The 17,507-nt window shown below is 35.0% G+C and carries 12 protein-coding genes; all 12 read left to right on the top strand.

Annotated features, from left to right (window positions below):
• The first annotated feature begins 8 nt into the window (after window positions 1-8).
• Complete coding sequence (locus Q0Y70_RS04115; protein WP_297817068.1) at window positions 9-1,154, top strand: glucose-1-phosphate adenylyltransferase; 1,146 nt, start codon at window positions 9-11, stop codon at window positions 1,152-1,154.
• A complete protein-coding gene (gene glgD / locus Q0Y70_RS04110) occupies window positions 1,144-2,286 on the top strand; it encodes a glucose-1-phosphate adenylyltransferase subunit GlgD (RefSeq protein ID WP_297817065.1) in 1,143 nt (380 codons plus the stop codon). The genes Q0Y70_RS04115 and glgD overlap by 11 nt, the downstream gene beginning before the upstream one ends.
• 9 nt (window positions 2,287-2,295) lie before the next feature.
• On the top strand, window positions 2,296-3,726 hold the full coding sequence (gene glgA / locus Q0Y70_RS04105) for a glycogen synthase GlgA (protein ID WP_297817062.1): 1,431 nt from the start codon (window positions 2,296-2,298) through the stop codon (window positions 3,724-3,726).
• Window positions 3,727-3,740: 14 nt separating this feature from the next.
• Entirely contained in the window at window positions 3,741-6,140 is a 2,400-nt protein-coding gene (locus Q0Y70_RS04100; protein ID WP_297817059.1) for a glycogen/starch/alpha-glucan phosphorylase, read from the top strand.
• Window positions 6,140-7,909, top strand: a complete 1,770-nt coding sequence (locus Q0Y70_RS04095) for a glycoside hydrolase family 13 protein (RefSeq protein WP_297817056.1) — start codon at window positions 6,140-6,142, stop codon at window positions 7,907-7,909. Before Q0Y70_RS04100 ends, Q0Y70_RS04095 begins: the two co-directional genes overlap by 1 nt.
• Before the next feature lie 58 nt (window positions 7,910-7,967).
• Window positions 7,968-9,692: a phospho-sugar mutase gene (locus Q0Y70_RS04090; RefSeq protein ID WP_297817052.1), complete on the top strand. Its 1,725-nt coding sequence runs from the start codon at window positions 7,968-7,970 to the stop codon at window positions 9,690-9,692.
• Window positions 9,693-9,791: 99 nt separating this feature from the next.
• Window positions 9,792-11,837: an excinuclease ABC subunit UvrB gene (gene uvrB / locus Q0Y70_RS04085; RefSeq protein WP_297817049.1), complete on the top strand. Its 2,046-nt coding sequence runs from the start codon at window positions 9,792-9,794 to the stop codon at window positions 11,835-11,837.
• Window positions 11,827-14,676 carry an excinuclease ABC subunit UvrA gene (uvrA, locus tag Q0Y70_RS04080; protein ID WP_297817046.1) on the top strand — a complete coding sequence of 950 codons (2,850 nt, stop codon included), beginning with the start codon at window positions 11,827-11,829 and terminating at the stop codon, window positions 14,674-14,676. The genes uvrB and uvrA overlap by 11 nt, the downstream gene beginning before the upstream one ends.
• Before the next feature lie 47 nt (window positions 14,677-14,723).
• Window positions 14,724-15,266, top strand: coding sequence for an HdeD family acid-resistance protein (locus tag Q0Y70_RS04075; protein ID WP_297817042.1), 543 nt, complete (start codon window positions 14,724-14,726; stop codon window positions 15,264-15,266).
• A 97-nt stretch (window positions 15,267-15,363) separates the two neighbouring features.
• On the top strand, window positions 15,364-16,239 hold the full coding sequence (gene rapZ / locus Q0Y70_RS04070) for an RNase adapter RapZ (RefSeq protein WP_297817040.1): 876 nt from the start codon (window positions 15,364-15,366) through the stop codon (window positions 16,237-16,239).
• 14 nt (window positions 16,240-16,253) lie between these two features.
• Window positions 16,254-17,288, top strand: a complete 1,035-nt coding sequence (gene yvcK, locus Q0Y70_RS04065) for a uridine diphosphate-N-acetylglucosamine-binding protein YvcK (protein WP_297817036.1) — start codon at window positions 16,254-16,256, stop codon at window positions 17,286-17,288.
• Window positions 17,288-17,507: DNA-binding protein WhiA (gene whiA, locus Q0Y70_RS04060; protein WP_297817033.1), on the top strand; the 220-nt coding region annotated here is incomplete at its 3' end. The genes yvcK and whiA, both read left to right, overlap by 1 nt.

The raw sequence follows: 17,507 nt of genomic DNA, 5'->3' as shown, positions 1-17,507 counted from the left end.
GAAACGATATGAGTACGAAAATGTTAGGTTTGATTTTAGCTGGCGGCAAAGGGACTCGTTTAGGTAAATTAACTCAAAACCAAGCCAAACCAGCAGTTCCGTTTGGAGGACGATATCGTATTATTGATTTTACACTGAGTAATTGTGCTAACTCAGGAATAAAACAAATCGGTATCATTACCCAATATCAACCCTTATTGCTCAATAAACATATTGGTAACGGTGCAAGTTGGGGACTTGATGGATTAGATGAAAGTGCCACAATTTTACAGCCTTATACTGATAATGCAGGAAGTAAATGGTTCAAAGGCACGGCGCATGCAATTTATCAAAACCTCGATTATATAGATAGTCAAAATCCAGAATACATCTTGGTTTTATCAGGTGACCATATCTATAAGATGGATTATGAAGCAATGCTTAACGAGCATATCAAGAATTCTGCTTCCTTGACTGTTGCAGTTATTGATGTCGACAAAAAAGAAGCTTCTCGATTTGGAATTATGAGTACAGATGTGAGCGGTAGAATCATTGAATTTGAAGAAAAACCCGAACATCCTAAGAGTACACATGCTTCAATGGGAATTTATATATTCACTTGGAAACGGCTAAGAGCAGTCTTAACAACAGCTTTTTCAACAACTGATGATATGTTAGATTTTGGTAAAAATGTTATTCCATATTATCTAAAAAGCGATGAACGCGTTTTTTCATATAAGTTTTCTGGTTATTGGAAAGATGTAGGTACTATTGGCTCTTTATGGGCAGCCAATATGGAATTTTTAAATAGAAAAAATGGTCTTAATTTAGATGATCGTTCTTGGCGTATTTATTCCAAGAATCCAATAGCACCATTGCAATATATTACAGAAAATGCAACTATTCGTAATTCAATGATCGTCGATGGTTGTTATGTAGATGGAGAAATTGATAATTCTATTTTATCCACAAACGTCAGTGTTCAGAGTGGTTCTAAGATATTAAAATCTGTTGTTATGCCTGGAGTCAAAATTGGTAAAAATGTCTTGATCAAATATGCAATTATTGGTGAAAATGCTCAAATTGGCGATGGTGCAGTAATTGAAGGAAATAAAGACGATATTAAAGTTGTTGGAAATGCAGAAAAAATAGGAGTTTTACCAGATGAAAACTAACAAAATGTGTGCAATTTTTGCTAACAAGCATGAATATAATCAATTGCGTCCCTTAACTGATAAAAGATCACTTTCCACTCTTTATTATGCAGGGAAATATCGAATAATTGATTTTCCCTTGTCCAGTATAGTTAATGCAGGGATTAATAATGTTTACACTTTGATCAATCAAGAAAAAGTTCGCTCTTATTTTGACCACATTGGTGGAGGCAAAGAATGGGGTCTTGATACAATCGGCTCATATGATTACTTAGATTCATATCAAAGTATGCTTGAACAAAAGGCCCGTGGCGAAAATTACTTTGACAATATTATCACTTTTTTAGAAACTGCCAATCTTCCATATACAGTTTTTATTGGTAATAAGATGATCGGAAATTTTGACTTACGGTCGATGCTTCATTTTCACCAAGAAAATAACAATAAGATTACTGCAGCTTTTAAAAGAGTTGATCTTTCTAATGTTGCTCCAGATGATCAAATTTTCATTTTGGATAACAATAATACAGTATTAGCAACTCAACAAGCAATTGATTCTCAAAAACTTGAAACCTATAACTTGGCGTTAAATATTTTTATTGTTAACACCGATTGGCTAATTTCCGAATTGAAAAAAGCACAAAGAAGCGGTACGTCAACGGATATTGCTAAGCGATTAGGAGAATTAGCAGCTAAATATCGTGTCAGTGCTTATGAATATACAGGATATTTACGTAATATCTATAATATTAAGAGTTATTACGATGCTAACATGGATATGCTGAATAAGAAAAAACGCGACTTATTGTTATATGGTAATCAAAAAATTATCACTAGAATCAGAAATGAAGTTGGGACTTACTTTGGTGTTGATTCTAAAGCAGTTAATTCAATGTTTGCGACTGGAAGTAAAATTGACGGTGAAGTCAGAAATAGCATTATTTCCAGAAGAGTTAAAATTGAGAATAAAGCCTTAGTTAAAGATGCAATCGTTATGTCAAATTGCCAAATTGAGACTGGTAGTGTAGTAGAAAATGCAATTATTGATAAAAATAGTGTCATTAAGAAGAATGTAACAGTTAAAGGCACTAAGGATCATCCTGTTATTGTTACTAAAGGATCAATTGTAGAAAGTAATTTAATCAATAGATAAGGAGCAATTGTGAGAATATTATTTACAGGCGCGGAATGTGCACCATTTTTCAAAACTGGCGGTTTAGGTGATGTATTGGGGTCGCTTCCTAATCAATTAGCTAAAGATGGCGATGAAGTTGGAGTAGTTTTACCACTTTATCAAGAACTACCACAAAAATACCGTGAAAAATTAGAATATCGCGGGAATTTCATCGTTCCAGTCGGTTGGCGCAATCAATACTGCGGTATCTTTTCGCTAGATATGAATGGAGTGAAGTATTTCTTTATTGATAACGAATATTACTTCAAACGTCCAGGAGTTTACGGTTATTATGATGATGGCGAGCGTTTTGCTTACTTTCAACAAGCGGTCATTATGATGATGGAACGGTTTAATTTTATTCCTGATATTTTGCATTGTAATGATTATCATACTGCCTTCATTCCATTTTTACTTAGAGAAAAGTGGGGCTTTGTTGATGCGTATAAGAATATCAAAACAGTTTTGACAATTCATAACTTGGAATTTCAAGGTAAATATGACGCAAAAACTTTAGTTGATTTCTTTAGTCTTGGATACGATTGGTTTGATAGTGGGATTGTTCGAATGGACCATGACGTGAACTGGATGAAGACAGGGATTTTATATGCAGATCGAGTATCTACCGTGAGTCCATCTTATGCACGTGAGATTCAAACCCCAGAATTTGGTCAAGGTTTAGATGGAATTTTAAGAATGTGCTCACATAAACTGACAGGAATCTTGAACGGAATTGATTTTAATAAATATAATCCTGAAACTGATCCTGATATTAAAGTTAACTATAATGTTCATCGTTTACGTAAAAAGACGCAAGATAAGATTGCTCTTCAAAAAGAAGTTGGATTGCCCGTTAAACCTAATGTCCCTTTAATGGCAATGGTGTCTAGATTGACAGCACAAAAGGGATGTCAGCTTTTGTTAGATGAGTTAGATAATATTTTACAGTTCAATGTTCAAATAATAATTTTAGGTAACGGAGATCCTTATTATGAGCATCGACTAGATGAGATAGCAAAACGTCATCAAGATAAGATGAAATTGATCTTAGCTTTTGACGTTAAACTAGCTCAAAGAATTTATGCTGGAGCAGATAGTTTTTTGATGCCTTCCGCATTTGAGCCCTGCGGCTTATCTCAGCTTATTTCACTACGATATGGCACTTTACCAGTAGTACATGAAATTGGAGGCTTAGCTGATACCGTTTGGATCTACAATAAAGATACAAATGAAGGTACAGGCTTTGGCTTTAAAGATTACAATGGCTATCAGATGGTTCAAGCAATTAAGAAGATGTTGTCAGTTTACCAGCAAAAAGAAAATTGGCAAAAAATGCAACATACAGCAATGAGGTCAGACTATTCATGGAAAAACTCAGCAAGTAAATACCAATGGATGTATGGCGAGTTATTAGGTTAGAAAAAGTGGCTTTTATGCAAATTACAAAATCTGAATTCAGAAAATCTTTTGAAAGAAAATTAGATAATTATTTTGAAGACGATTATAAACATGCCTCAATCAATGAATTATATATTGCTTTATGCGCTGTAGTGCGCGATGGTTATGCTCCTCAATGGCGACGCACTAGAATTTTAGAAGCACGTGAAAAGCAAAAACAAGTTTATTATTTTTCAATCGAGTTTTTACCTGGAACTTTATTAAAAAGTAATCTCTTAAACTTAGGCTGGCTTGATACTGTCAAAGAAGCAATCAGTGAGATGGGGTTAGACTTTGACAAAATCACTGCTGCTGAGCCTGATATGGCTTTAGGAAATGGCGGTCTTGGCAGATTAGCAGCAGCTTTTATGGGTTCTTTAGCTTCGACAGGTTATACCGGTAATGGAAACGGTATTAGATATAAATATGGGCTGTTTAGACAAAAATTTGTCGATGGTTATCAAAGAGAATTACCAAATGATTGGCTCAAACATGATCATTGGGGCGTACGTCGAGAAAGTAAAGCAGTATTAGTTCGTTTCGGCGGAAAAGTTAGCATGGTTGATGATAATGGTTGGCTGACGCCTCGCTATGAAGGTGAACGTGTAGTGCAAGCTGTCCCTTATGATATTGCTGTTGTAGGGTATCATGATGGAATTACTAATACTTTGAGATTGTGGGATGCGGAAATACCTCCACAAAACGAACTTGATTATCCGACTATTGCAGACCGAAAGCGAGTTGAAGATTTAACCTCGGTCTTATATCCTGATGATTCAAATTATGAAGGGCGCTTGCTTCGGTTAAAACAAGAATACTTTTTTGTTTCTGCAGGTTTGCAAGGTATTTTAAATTACTACACCAAAGATCTTAAAGAACATGATCTTACTAAATTACCAGAATATGTAGCTGTTCATATTAATGATACTCATCCAGCAATGGCAGTTGCTGAACTGATGAGATTATTAGTTGATGAATATCGAATTGATTGGGATACCGCATGGAACATTACGCTTCAAACAATGAGTTATACCAACCATACAATTATGGCTGAAGCTATGGAAAAATGGGATCAAAATATGTTCCAAGAACTCTTACCTAGATTAATGCAAATCATTACTGAAATTGATCGGCGATTCGTTGCTGAATTACAAGGCAAGGTTTCAGATGATGTAATTCAAAGAACAAGAATTATCAAAGATGGTTTGATCCATATGGCTCATTTAGCAATTATTGGTTCGCATTCAATCAATGGAGTTGCAGCCCTGCATACACAATTACTTGAAACGGATGTATTAAAAGATTTTTATAACTTATATCCAAAACGATTCAATAATAAGACAAATGGAATTGTTTTACGTCGATGGATTCAACTCGCTAATCCGCGTTTAGCTAGTTTATTAGACGATACAATTGGTAAATCATGGCGCGATGATAGTAATCAGATGCTTAAATTCGAATCAGAGATTAACAATAAGAAGACACTGTCAAGGCTTGAAAAAATTAAGTTTGAGAACAAAAAAGATCTAGCAAAATTTATTAAAGAAAAAACTGGTATCAAAGTTGATCCAGAAGCAATCTTTGATGTTCAAATTAAGAGATTACACGCTTATAAACGACAAACTTTAAAATTGCTCCATATTCTAAAGCTGTACCAGGATCTAAAAAATGGAATTGATCATCCAAAACGGGTAATTATTTTTGGAGCCAAAGCTGCCCCAAGTTATGTATTTGCAAAACAAGTTATCAAGGTAATTAATGAAACGGCAAATATGATTAACAATGATCCTGATATTAAGGATAAGTTGAAAGTTGTCTTTTTGGAAAATTATGATGTGACACTTGCTGAAAAAATTATTCCAGCAGCTGACGTTAGTGAGCAAATTTCAACCACTACTAAAGAAGCCAGCGGAACAAGTAATATGAAGTTGATGGCTAACGGTGCTTTAACTGTTGCGACAATGGATGGAGCTAATATTGAAATTAAAGATGCAGTTGGCGATGATAATATTTTTTCATTTGGTTTAACCAAGAACCAAGTGTATAAATATTATGCCGATCATTCATATTATCCTCGCAAGCTTTATGAAGAAAATGCAGTTTTGACTCAAACAATTGATACATTAAGAAAAGTTCCAAATTGTGAAAATGAAGCTGGAGCAGTAATTAATAATTTACTTAGTGATAATGAACAATTTTTAGTTTTAGCAGATTTTCAATCTTACATAGATGCTCAAAAACGTGTTGAAGATGCGTGGAAGGATAAATATACTTGGGCTCAAAAGAGTTTAGTAAATATTGCCCACTCTGAGAGATTTGATGTTGATAAAACGATTACTCGTTATGCACAAGATATTTGGCATTTAAAGAAATTAGATATTAAAGAGACTAAGTAATGAAATTATTTTATAATTCTTGGGATTCAAAATATAAACATCCCTTTGGCGCTATAAAAGCAAATACGTCAACTACTTGGTCGATTAAAACAGATCCAGATGCAGATGTTGTCAATTTATGGCTAACCAAAAATAATGAAACACCTGTCGCTTATCAGATGCATTATAATGTCGACACTGGATTATATGAAACTAGTGTCACGATAACTAGTTCAGGGTTATATTTTTATCATTTTGAAATTGTTAAACAAAATAAATCTTATAATATTGATCGCGATATATTTGGTTATGGCAAGTTAACTAATTCAAATTCACTTAATGAATTTCAAATTACTTGTTTTAATGAATCTGTCCCTGCTCAAGCTTGGTATCAAAATGCAGTGGTGTACCAAATTTTTCCCGATAGATTTTATAATGGCTTTGAACATGGTGAAGTTTTAGGCAAAAAAGAGAATTCATTTATCTATGCGACTCATAATGATAAGCCAATCTATATTAAGGATCAAAATGGCGATGTTATTCGCTGGGATTTCTTTGGAGGAAACTTTGCAGGAATTGTTAAGAAGATACCATATTTGAAAAAATTGGGAATAAATGCGCTTTACCTTAACCCTATTTTCTTAGCTAGTAGCAACCATCGTTATGATACAGTGGATTTTACAAAAATTGAGCCAATGTTAGGGTCGGAAGATGACTTTAAAGATTTAGTTGAAATTTTGCATAAAAATGGCATTAAATTGATCTTAGATGGTGTATTTAACCACGTTGGTAAAAATAGCGTATATTTTCAATCTGCAATTGCTTCACGATTAAGTCCATATTTTGAATGGTTTATCTTTACACATTATCCAGATAATTATAAATCTTGGTGGGGAGTTAAAGATTTACCTGAGGTTAATAAGTCTAATTCGGACTATCAAGATTATATTTATGGTGAGCAAGGTGTACTAGCTAAATGGACTAAGATGGGCGTCGATGGCTGGAGATTAGATGTTGCCGATGAATTGCCGATGAATTTTTTGAGGAATATTCGCAAACGATTAGATCAAGAAAATTGTCATGTATTAATTGGCGAAGTATGGGAAGATGCTTCAAGAAAGTTTGTAAATGGCAAGTATCGCCCCTATACCGCTGGCGATAACTTAACAGGGACAATGAACTATCCAATGAGAAATTTTATCGTTTCAATTTTGACTGCTGATACAGATTTGACTGTAATTCAAGCTATGGATAAAATCGCTCAATTGATTGAAAATTATCCTAAGAATTTTTTGTTGAATTGCTTAAATAATATTGGTACTCACGATACTGTTAGAATAAAAACCATTTTGAATGATGATGAACAATTAGTAGCGATTGCTTTTGCGGTATTGTTTATGATGCCGGGGGTACCTTGTGTTTACTATGGCGATGAAGCCGGCTTAGCAGGCGGTAAAGATCCGGATAATCGTCGTAATTTTCCTTGGCATCATGAAAGTCTATATTTACAAGACCAAGTATCTAAATTTATCTTATTTAGAAAGACACATTCAGTTTTAGTAGATGGGGAAATTGCCTTTCTTCATCTAAATAAAGACATTAACGGCATTGTTAGATTTAATAAAACTGAAATGGTTATCTTATTATTCAATAAAGGTAAAGAAGACTATGTGATAGATGCACAAGAATTATCTTTTTATGGCAGTAATTTTTTGATAAAAGAAAAAATCAAATCCACTATTGATCATCTAAAACTACAAACAAGAACGTATATACTAAAAGTAATTTAATTATTTTTCTGATAAGAGTAAAATTATAATGATTAATTGATTATGAATAGAGGTTCCTATGGACGCACAAGAGATTTTTGAACAATGGAAAGCAGCAGATAATTTACCAGATTATTTACAAGACCAGCTCGATACTCTGGGCAAAGACCAGTCATGGGTTGAAGATGCTTTTGGTCAAGACATTAATTTTGGTACCGCAGGAATGCGTGGAAAATTAGAGCCAGGAACAAATAGAATTAATTTGTTCACTATTGCCCGTGTAACTGAAGGGATGGCTCGTTTAATTGATGAAAAAGGTGAAGAAGCCAAAAAACGTGGAGTTGTAATTTCATTTGATTCTCGTTATCATTCTAGAGAATTTGCACAGTATGCAGCAAGAATTTTAGCCACTCATGGAATTCATGTATATTTATTTGATGATTTACGTCCAACTCCAGAGTTATCATATGCAGTAAGACATTTACATACCTATGCTGGTATTAATATCACTGCTTCTCATAATGCTAAGCAATATAATGGTTACAAGGCTTATGGAGAAGATGGTGCCCAAATGGCTCCAGAAAATGCCGACAGATTATTTGAGTTTGCTCAAAAAGTCGAAAATATATTTGATATTAAAGCTGATCAAGTTGAAAAACTACGTCAAAATGGTTCACTTCAACTTATTGGTGAAGATGTCGATGAAGCATATCTTGAAGAGCTGAAAAAAGTCACCGTTGATAAAGAAATGGTTAAAGCCAATGCAGATAAGTTAAAAATTATCTACACTCCTCTTCACGGAACAGGCAAGATGCTTTATGATCGTGCATTTAGACAAGGTGGCTTTGACAATGTAATTCCTGTTGCAAGTCAATCAATTATTGACCCAGAATTTCCAACTACCATTAAGCCAAATCCTGAATATCGTGATGTTTTTGAACCTGGATTTAAATTAGCTGATGAAGTCAATGCTAACGTAATTATTGCTACTGACCCAGATGCTGATAGAATGGGTGCAGCAGTAAGAAAAAGTGATGGTAGTTTCCAAGTTTTAACTGGAAACCAAATCGCTACCTTAATGTCTTATTACTTATTAGTCCACTTAAAAGAAAGCAACAAACTTTCAAGTGACTATGAAATTGTCACTTCCGTAGTTTCAAGTGCTTTGCCATTTAAGATCGCTAAAGATTTTGGTATTAAAACTAAACATGTTTTAACAGGTTTCAAATACATTGGTGAAGAAGTTGACCGGATGAATAAAGAAAAAGACGGCAAGTTCTTAATGGGATTTGAAGAAAGCTACGGTTACTTGTTTAAGCCATTTGCTCGTGATAAAGATGCCATGCAAGGAGCATTAATGTTTGCGGAAGTGGCAAGTTACTATGCTTCAAGAGGCATGACTGTCTTTGATGGTTTACAAGAAATTTGGCAAAAATATGGTGTTGCATATGAAATTACCCGTGCTATTGAAATGCCTGGTATTGGTGGTCAAAAGAAGATGGCTGAATTGATGAGTAAGCTTCGTAATGAACACTTAAGTGAAATTAATGGCACTAAGGTACTTAAGATTCAAGACTTTTTAAAGAAGGAAACTATTGAAGATGGCAAAGTAACTCCACTTGAAGGTTTCCCTGAATCAAATGTTTTGAAGTACTTCTTAGATGATGAAACTTGGGTTGCTTTACGGCCTTCAGGTACGGAACCAGTTATCAAGGCTTATGTTGGTGTAAACCGAGCTACAATTGAAGAAGCAGAAAAAGCGGCAGAAGATTATCAAACTGCTCTTGCAGAACTTTTAAAATAAAAGTAAAAATTCGTGCGAAAATACGTTCGATGTAGTAGAATAGTAATATTAAGTTAAAGTTGGGCTCAGGTCCAACTTTTTTTGCGGAGGGCAAGAAATATGATTAGACGTCAAAAAGATCGTAAATTCGAGCTTGTCTCAAAATTTAAACCAGCTGGTGACCAAGAGCAAGCTATCGATAAGTTAACCACTGGTTTTCAAAATGGTGAAAAAGAACAAATCCTAGAAGGTGCAACTGGGACTGGTAAGACTTTTACTATGGCGAATGTGATCGCGCGTTTAAATAAACCAACTTTGGTGATTTCTCATAATAAAACTTTAGTTGGTCAATTATACGGTGAATTTAAACAATTTTTTCCAAATAATGCTGTCGAATACTTTGTTTCATACTACGATTACTATCAACCTGAAGCTTATGTACCGAGCTCAGATACTTATATCGAAAAAGACTCATCAATCAACGATGAGATCGATCAACTTCGTCATGCAGCTACTTCTGCTTTGATGGAACGAAATGACACAATTGTTGTAGCTTCAGTTTCTTCAATTTTTGGTTTAGGTGATCCTAATGAATATGCCAAAAGCGTAATTTCTTTAAGAGAAGGTCAAGAATACAGTCGTGATTTATTACTTAGGGATTTAGTGAATATTCAATACGATAGAAATGATATCGATTTTCAACGTGGACGTTTTCGTGTTCGTGGGGATATCGTTGAGATTTTTCCTGCTGGCAATTCTGAACATTCATTTAGAGTTGAATTTTTTGGCGATGAAATCGATCGCATTGTAGAAGTTGATTCTTTGACTGGTGAAATAATCGGTGAAAGAGAGCAAGTTTCACTCTTTCCGGCAACTCACTTTATGACTAACGATGAAAAAATGAAGCGCGCTTTAGCCGGTATTAAGGATGAAATGAACCTTCAGGTTAAAAAATTTGAAGGTGAAGGTAAACTTCTTGAAGCTCAGCGGATCAAACAAAGAACCACTTACGATATTGAAATGATGAGTGAAGTTGGTTATACCAATGGGATTGAGAACTATTCACGTTATATGGATGGTCGAAAAGCTGGAGAACCTCCGTATACTTTATTGGACTTCTTCCCGGATGACTTTTTGATTTTAATTGATGAATCACATGCTACAATGCCAGAAATCAAGGCGATGTATAATGGTGATCGTAAACGAAAAGAAACTTTGATTGATTATGGTTTCAGACTGCCTTCAGCTCTTGATAATCGTCCTTTGAAATTGGAAGAATTTGAAAAACATGTTCATCAGATCATGTATGTGTCTGCCACCCCAGGAGATTACGAATTAAGTCGGACGAATAACAAAGTTGAGCAAATAATCCGTCCTACAGGATTACTTGATCCTAAAATTGACGTGCGTCCAATTGATGGACAAATTGATGATTTGGTAGGAGAAATTAATAAACGTATTGAGAAAAATGAACGTGTCTTTGTAACAACCTTGACTAAGAAGATGGCCGAAGATTTAACTGATTATCTTAAAGATCTAGGTATAAAAGTTCGTTATCTCCACTCCGATATTAAAACTCTTGAAAGAATGCAAATAATTCGAGATTTGCGTTTGGGTAAATTCGATGTTTTGATTGGAATTAACCTTTTAAGAGAAGGTATTGATGTACCAGAAGTTTCTTTAGTTGCTATTTTAGATGCAGATAAAGAAGGCTTTTTGCGCTCAACTAGGCCTTTGGTTCAGACGATTGGACGTGCAGCACGTAATGCTAATGGTCAAGTTATTATGTATGCCGATACGATTACTGATTCTATGAAGGAAGCTATTGATGCAACAAACCGTCGACGTCAGTTGCAGATGGAATTTAACCAAAAGCACGGGATTACTCCAAAGACTATTGTTAAACCAATTCGTGACGTGATTTCTGCTACTAAAAATAATGAAAATTCAGATGATAAGAAAGAAAGCTTTAGTGATCTTAACTTTGATGAATTGACTAAGAAGCAGAAGCAGACCATGATTAAAAACTTAACTGCTCAAATGCAAGAAGCAGCTAAAAAGTTAGATTTCGAAGAAGCAGCTAACTTGCGTGATGCGATTATGGATTTAAAAAAACAAATTACAAATAAGAAAACTAAAAAAGGAGCAAAGATAAATGGCAAATGATAAAATTGTCATTCACGGAGCACGTGAACATAATTTAAAAGACATTAGCCTAACTATTCCAAAAGACAAGTTAGTAGTTGTAACGGGTTTATCTGGATCAGGAAAAAGTTCCTTAGCTTTTGATACGCTTTATGCTGAAGGGCGTAGACGATATGTTGAATCCTTATCTAGTTATGCTCGTCAATTTTTAGGTCAAATGGATAAGGCGGATGTTGATTCAATTGACGGTTTAAATCCAGCAATTTCTATTGATCAAAAAACTACCTCACATAATCCGCGTTCAACTGTAGGAACTGTAACTGAAATTAATGATTATTTGAGATTACTTTGGGCAAGAGTAGGTAAGCCAATTTGTCCTAATGACGGTACTTTGATTGAAAGTCAAAGTGTTGATCAAATGGTAGACAGAGTGATGGCACTACCTGAAAGAACCAAAATTCAAGTACTATCTCCAGTAATTCGCGCTAAACGCGGTGAACATAAAGAGGTCTTTAAAAGAATTCAACGTGCGGGATATGTGCGTGTCATCGTTGATGGTGAGATGCATGATATCAGTGAAGAATTTGAGTTAGATAAAAATAAGAAACACTCAATTGATATAGTTGTTGATAGACTCATTGTTAAAGAAAGCATTCGCAGTCGTCTATTTGACTCAATTGAAGCCGCCCTTAGACTTTCTGAAGGTTATATGGATATCGATGTTATCGGAGATAAAAAAATTAACTTTTCCGAGTTTTATGCATGTCCCAAATGTGGTTTTACTGTAGGTGAGATGGAGCCTAGATTATTTTCTTTTAATGCTCCATTTGGTGCCTGCAGTAATTGTGACGGCTTGGGAATGAAACTAGCGGTTGATGAAGACTTGGTTATTCCTGATAAGACTTTATCTCTTCAAGAAGGTGCTTTGAGTCCTTGGAAAAATTCAAAGTATTATACTGAAATGCTTACTCAAGCTTGTGAAGCTTTATCAATTCCAATGGATAAGCCCTTTGCCAAATTAACTAAAAAGCAAAGGGAAACTATTTTATATGGTAATAAAAAGAAGATTAAGTTTCACTTGCACGGTGATTTTGGTGTAAATGATACAATTCAAGAATTTGAAGGAATCATTAATAATATTGATCGTCGTTATAATCATCCGATGTCTAGTTTTATGAGGGATGCAATGGGCAAGTACATGACAGAATTGACTTGTCCAGTGTGTCATGGTAAGCGACTAAATGAAAAAGCTTTGGCAGTTAAAGTAAACGGATTAGATATTGCTCAAGCTTCTGATCTCTCTATTGAAAAAGCTCTAAGCTTTTTCGAAGAAGTGAAGCTTTCAGATCAAGATGAAATGATTGCAAAGCCAATTTTAAAAGAAGTAGATGATCGGTTAACCTTTTTAATTAATGTAGGCTTAGACTATCTAACTCTTTCTCGGTCTGCTCGTACTCTTTCAGGTGGAGAAGCACAAAGAATACGACTAGCTACACAAATTGGATCTAACTTATCTGGTGTTATGTATATCTTAGATGAACCTTCAATTGGATTGCATCAGCGAGATAATGACCGATTGATTTCGTCTTTAAAAAAGATGCGGGATCTCGGTAATTCTCTAATTGTTGTTGAACATGATGATGAGACAATGCGTCAAGCCGACTACTTAATTGATATGGGGCCTGGGGCTGGTGTGTATGGTGGTCAAGTTATGGCCGCTGGTACTCCCGAGCAAGTGATGAAGAATCCGAAATCTCTGACCGGCCAGTATCTTTCAGGTGAAAAATTTGTACCCGTTCCTTTAAGTAGACGCTCAGGTAATGGGAAATCTATCAAGATAAAAGGCGCCCAAGAAAATAATTTAAAAGATATCGATGTTACCTTTCCATTAGGTAAGTTTGTTGTTGTTACAGGTGTGTCAGGGTCTGGAAAATCAACTTTAGTTAACTTGATTTTGAAGAGAGCTTTAGCGCAAAAGCTAAACAATAATTCAGAAAAGCCTGGTAAATTTAAATCGATCACTGGTTATAAGAATATCGAAAAAATTATTGATATTGACCAAAGCCCAATCGGTAGAACTCCCCGTAGTAATCCAGCAACATATACTTCTGTTTTTGATGATATAAGAGCACTTTTTGCTCAAACTAATGAAGCTAAAATGCGTGGTTATACAAAAGCTAGATTTTCATTTAATGTCAAAGGAGGGCGCTGTGAGGCCTGTCATGGTGATGGAATTATCAAAATTGAGATGAATTTCTTACCGGATGTTTATGTTCCTTGTGAAGTTTGTCACGGCAGTCGTTATAACTCTGAAACTTTAGAAGTTACTTACCGTGAGAAGAACATTTCGCAGGTTTTAGATATGACAATTAATGAGGCTTGCAAGTTCTTTGAGAATATTCCAAAAATCCATCGAAAATTGCAGACTATCGTAGATGTTGGACTAGGCTATGTTAAGTTAGGTCAGTCTGCAACAACTTTATCAGGTGGCGAAGCTCAAAGAATGAAATTAGCTGGTGAGTTACAAAAACTTTCTACTGGTAACAATTTCTATATTCTTGATGAGCCGACGACTGGTTTACATACCGATGATATTAAGCGTCTTTTAGAGGTCCTTCAACGATTGGTCGATGAAGGAAATACAGTACTAATTATTGAACATAATTTAGATGTGATTAAGAATGCAGATTGGTTAATTGATTTAGGTCCTGAAGGAGGAGAAGGTGGTGGTCAAATTGTTGCTACTGGAACTCCTGAAGATTTAGTCAAAGTTAAAGAAAGCTATACTGGTCAATATCTTAAGCCAGTTTTACAAAGAGATACTAAATTAACGAAAGAAAATAAAAAGGCTAAAAGTTAAGATTTTTTATAAATTAAGAGTAAAATGTGATCAGGGAGGAAATTGAAATGAATAATTATTCTGGCTCTGATAAGCATCAAGGCTTTGACTGGGGTGCTTTAGTCGGAGGTATTTTGTTAGTCGTAGCGGGTATTCTTGTTATGAGTTACCCTGATAGAAGTTTTAAAGCTTTCGTTTTCCTATTTGGTATCCTTTCAATCATGCAGGGTATTTTATGGATTTCTGCTTATGCAAGATTTAGAAACTTGTTTGATTTGAGCTGGGTAACGATCTTATCAGGAATCATTGATATTATTATTGGTATCTTATTCTTGGCTTCAAGAGCAGTTGGTGGTTTAACATTAGCTATTTTGTTTGCAATTTGGTTCTTGGTAGACTCAATTGTCGGTATTGTTTTTTCAGTTCACTTACGTCAATATTCAACTGGTTACTTTGTATTTAGTTTAATATTAAGTATTATCAGTTTAATTATTGCAATTGTTTTACTCTTCAATCCAGTTATTGCCGCTATTACCATGGTTTACTTGGTTGCCTTTTGGTTACTAGTATTTGGTTTCAATGAAATCATGATGGCTTGGATGCATCGTTAAGTTTTTGTAAAGTCTCAGGATTCTGAGGCTTTTTTTGTGGCTAAAAATAAAATGATACACCCGGTGTGTTATAATTTTTAAGTTAGGAGGCACAATTATGGCAGATCAAAAGAAACAGCTATTAATTGTCACCGGTATGAGCGGTGCAGGAAAGACAGTCGCAATTAAATCATTGGAAGATATGGGATATTTTGTAGTGGATAATCTTCCTCCAGAACTCTTAGGTAGCTTTTGGGAATTGATCAACAGTTCAGATGACTTCAACAAAGTAGCTGTTGTAATTGATTTGAGAGCTAGAAGCTTTTATAAAGACTTAAAAACAGAAGTTAATTCCTTAGAAGATAGTCAAAATGTACAATCTACAATTGTATTTTTGGATGCTTCTGATGATGCCTTGGTTTCAAGATATAAAGAAACTCGCCGCTTACCCCCACTTGCTCACAAGGGAAGATTATTAGACGGAATCCAACAAGAAAGAGCAATCTTAAGCGATATTAAAAATATTGCAAATATTATAATTGATACTTCTAACTTGACCCCTAAGCAATTAAAGGCAAAATTAAATGATAAGTTTAGTGATAATCATAAACGTACTTTTTCTATCGAAGTAATGAGCTTTGGGTTCAAGTATGGAATTCCAATTGATGCAGATATTGTGATGGATGTTAGATTTTTGCCGAACCCATTTTATATCCCTCAATTAAAACCATTTACCGGTTTAGATCGGAAAGTATTTAACTATGTGATGGATAAACAAGAAACTAAGGTTTTTTATGCAAAATTCTTAGATATGTTAGAAACAGCGATTCCGGGTTATATCAAAGAAGGTAAAGAAAAATTGACGATAGCAATTGGTTGTACTGGTGGTCAGCATCGAAGTGTGTCAATTGCTCGTCAATTAGCAGTGGATTTGTCAAAGAAATATCCCGTGGATATTTCCCATCGTGAAATAAGTAGATATATTAGAAAGTAGGAAGGTGACTTTTTATGGCATATGGCGAAAATAAAATAGTCCGCGTCATAAAAGGAAGACGTCCCAAAATAGTTGTTATCGGCGGTGGTACTGGATTGCCAGTCATCTTAAACGCTTTAAAAGAGCAGAATGCTGAAATAACGGCTATTGTTACTGTTGCAGATGATGGTGGCTCTTCTGGTGCGATTAGAAATTATATTAACGTGGTCCCACCTGGAGATATCAGAAATGTTTTAGTTTCTCTATCAGATATCCCACAAGCTGAAAAAGATATTTTTCAATATCGCTTTAATTCTTCAGATAATTTTTTTGCAGGACATGCGATTGGAAACTTAATAATTGCAGCTTTAAATGAGATGCGGGGAAATATTTTTGATGCTGTGCAAGCATTAAGCAAAATGATGCATGTTGACGGTCGAATCTTTCCCGCTTCAAATGAACCATTAACATTGAATGCTGAGTTTGTTGACGGAACTATTGAAGCTGGTGAAACTGAAATCACCTCTAAAGATAAGCGGATTAAAAGAGTCTGGGTCACTGACAGCGATAGTGATGAAACTCCTGAGGCAGTTTTGCCTGTTTTGGCCGCAGTTATGCAGGCTGATGCCGTAGTCCTTGGACCAGGAAGTTTATTTACCTCGATCTTACCAAATTTGATGATCCCTAACTTAGGACAAGCTGTCAGAGAAACAAAGGCAGAAGTGATTTATATTTGCAATATAATGACCCAGCAAGGTGAAACCGACCACTTCTCGGCGGCTGATCATGTGAAAGTAATTAACGAACATTTAGGCGGACATTTTATTGATACTGCGTTAGTTAACGGTGCAAAAATTGATATGTCTAAATTTAATCCCGATGATTATGACGCTTATCTAGAACCAGTTAGAATGGATTTTGAAGGACTAAGAGATCAGGATTGTCGCGTTATTACATCAGATTTTATTGATCAGCACAGTGGTTTGGTATTTCATGATGGAAAAAAAGTTGCTGATGAAATTTTGAATCTGGCTTTTGAAGCATATAGTCGTCGAAAGCAGGAGATATAATGGGCTCATATGCAAGTGACGTCAAAAAGGAATTAACTAGTTTACCTGTTCATCCAGAACATGCCAAAGCTGAACTAGCAGCTTTTTTAAGAATGAATGGGACTTTAGGTCTGCATGATCGTCACTTTAATTTAGATATTGTTACAGAAAATCCAGCAATTGCACGTAGAATCTTTTCTTTAATTAAAACAGCTTATGGCATTGAGCCATTACTAATAG

The organism is uncultured Lactobacillus sp., from assembly GCF_947367085.1.
In the GTDB taxonomy this organism is placed as follows: Bacteria; Bacillota; Bacilli; order Lactobacillales; family Lactobacillaceae; genus Lactobacillus.
This window is presented reverse-complemented; position numbering and strand designations above follow the sequence as displayed.

Excerpts from the sequence above, each read along its gene's own strand:
- Q0Y70_RS04115 (WP_297817068.1), top strand. The coding sequence starts at position 9 with ATGAGTACGAAAATGTTAGGTTTGATTTTAGCTGGCGGCAAAGGGACT.
- glgD (WP_297817065.1), top strand. The coding sequence starts at position 1,144 with ATGAAAACTAACAAAATGTGTGCAATTTTTGCTAACAAGCATGAATAT.
- Q0Y70_RS04100 (WP_297817059.1), top strand. The coding sequence starts at position 3,741 with ATGCAAATTACAAAATCTGAATTCAGAAAATCTTTTGAAAGAAAATTA.
- Q0Y70_RS04095 (WP_297817056.1), top strand. The coding sequence starts at position 6,140 with ATGAAATTATTTTATAATTCTTGGGATTCAAAATATAAACATCCCTTT.
- Q0Y70_RS04090 (WP_297817052.1), top strand. The coding sequence starts at position 7,968 with ATGGACGCACAAGAGATTTTTGAACAATGGAAAGCAGCAGATAATTTA.
- uvrB (WP_297817049.1), top strand. The coding sequence starts at position 9,792 with ATGATTAGACGTCAAAAAGATCGTAAATTCGAGCTTGTCTCAAAATTT.
- uvrA (WP_297817046.1), top strand. The coding sequence starts at position 11,827 with ATGGCAAATGATAAAATTGTCATTCACGGAGCACGTGAACATAATTTA.
- Q0Y70_RS04075 (WP_297817042.1), top strand. The coding sequence starts at position 14,724 with ATGAATAATTATTCTGGCTCTGATAAGCATCAAGGCTTTGACTGGGGT.
- rapZ (WP_297817040.1), top strand. The coding sequence starts at position 15,364 with ATGGCAGATCAAAAGAAACAGCTATTAATTGTCACCGGTATGAGCGGT.
- yvcK (WP_297817036.1), top strand. The coding sequence starts at position 16,254 with ATGGCATATGGCGAAAATAAAATAGTCCGCGTCATAAAAGGAAGACGT.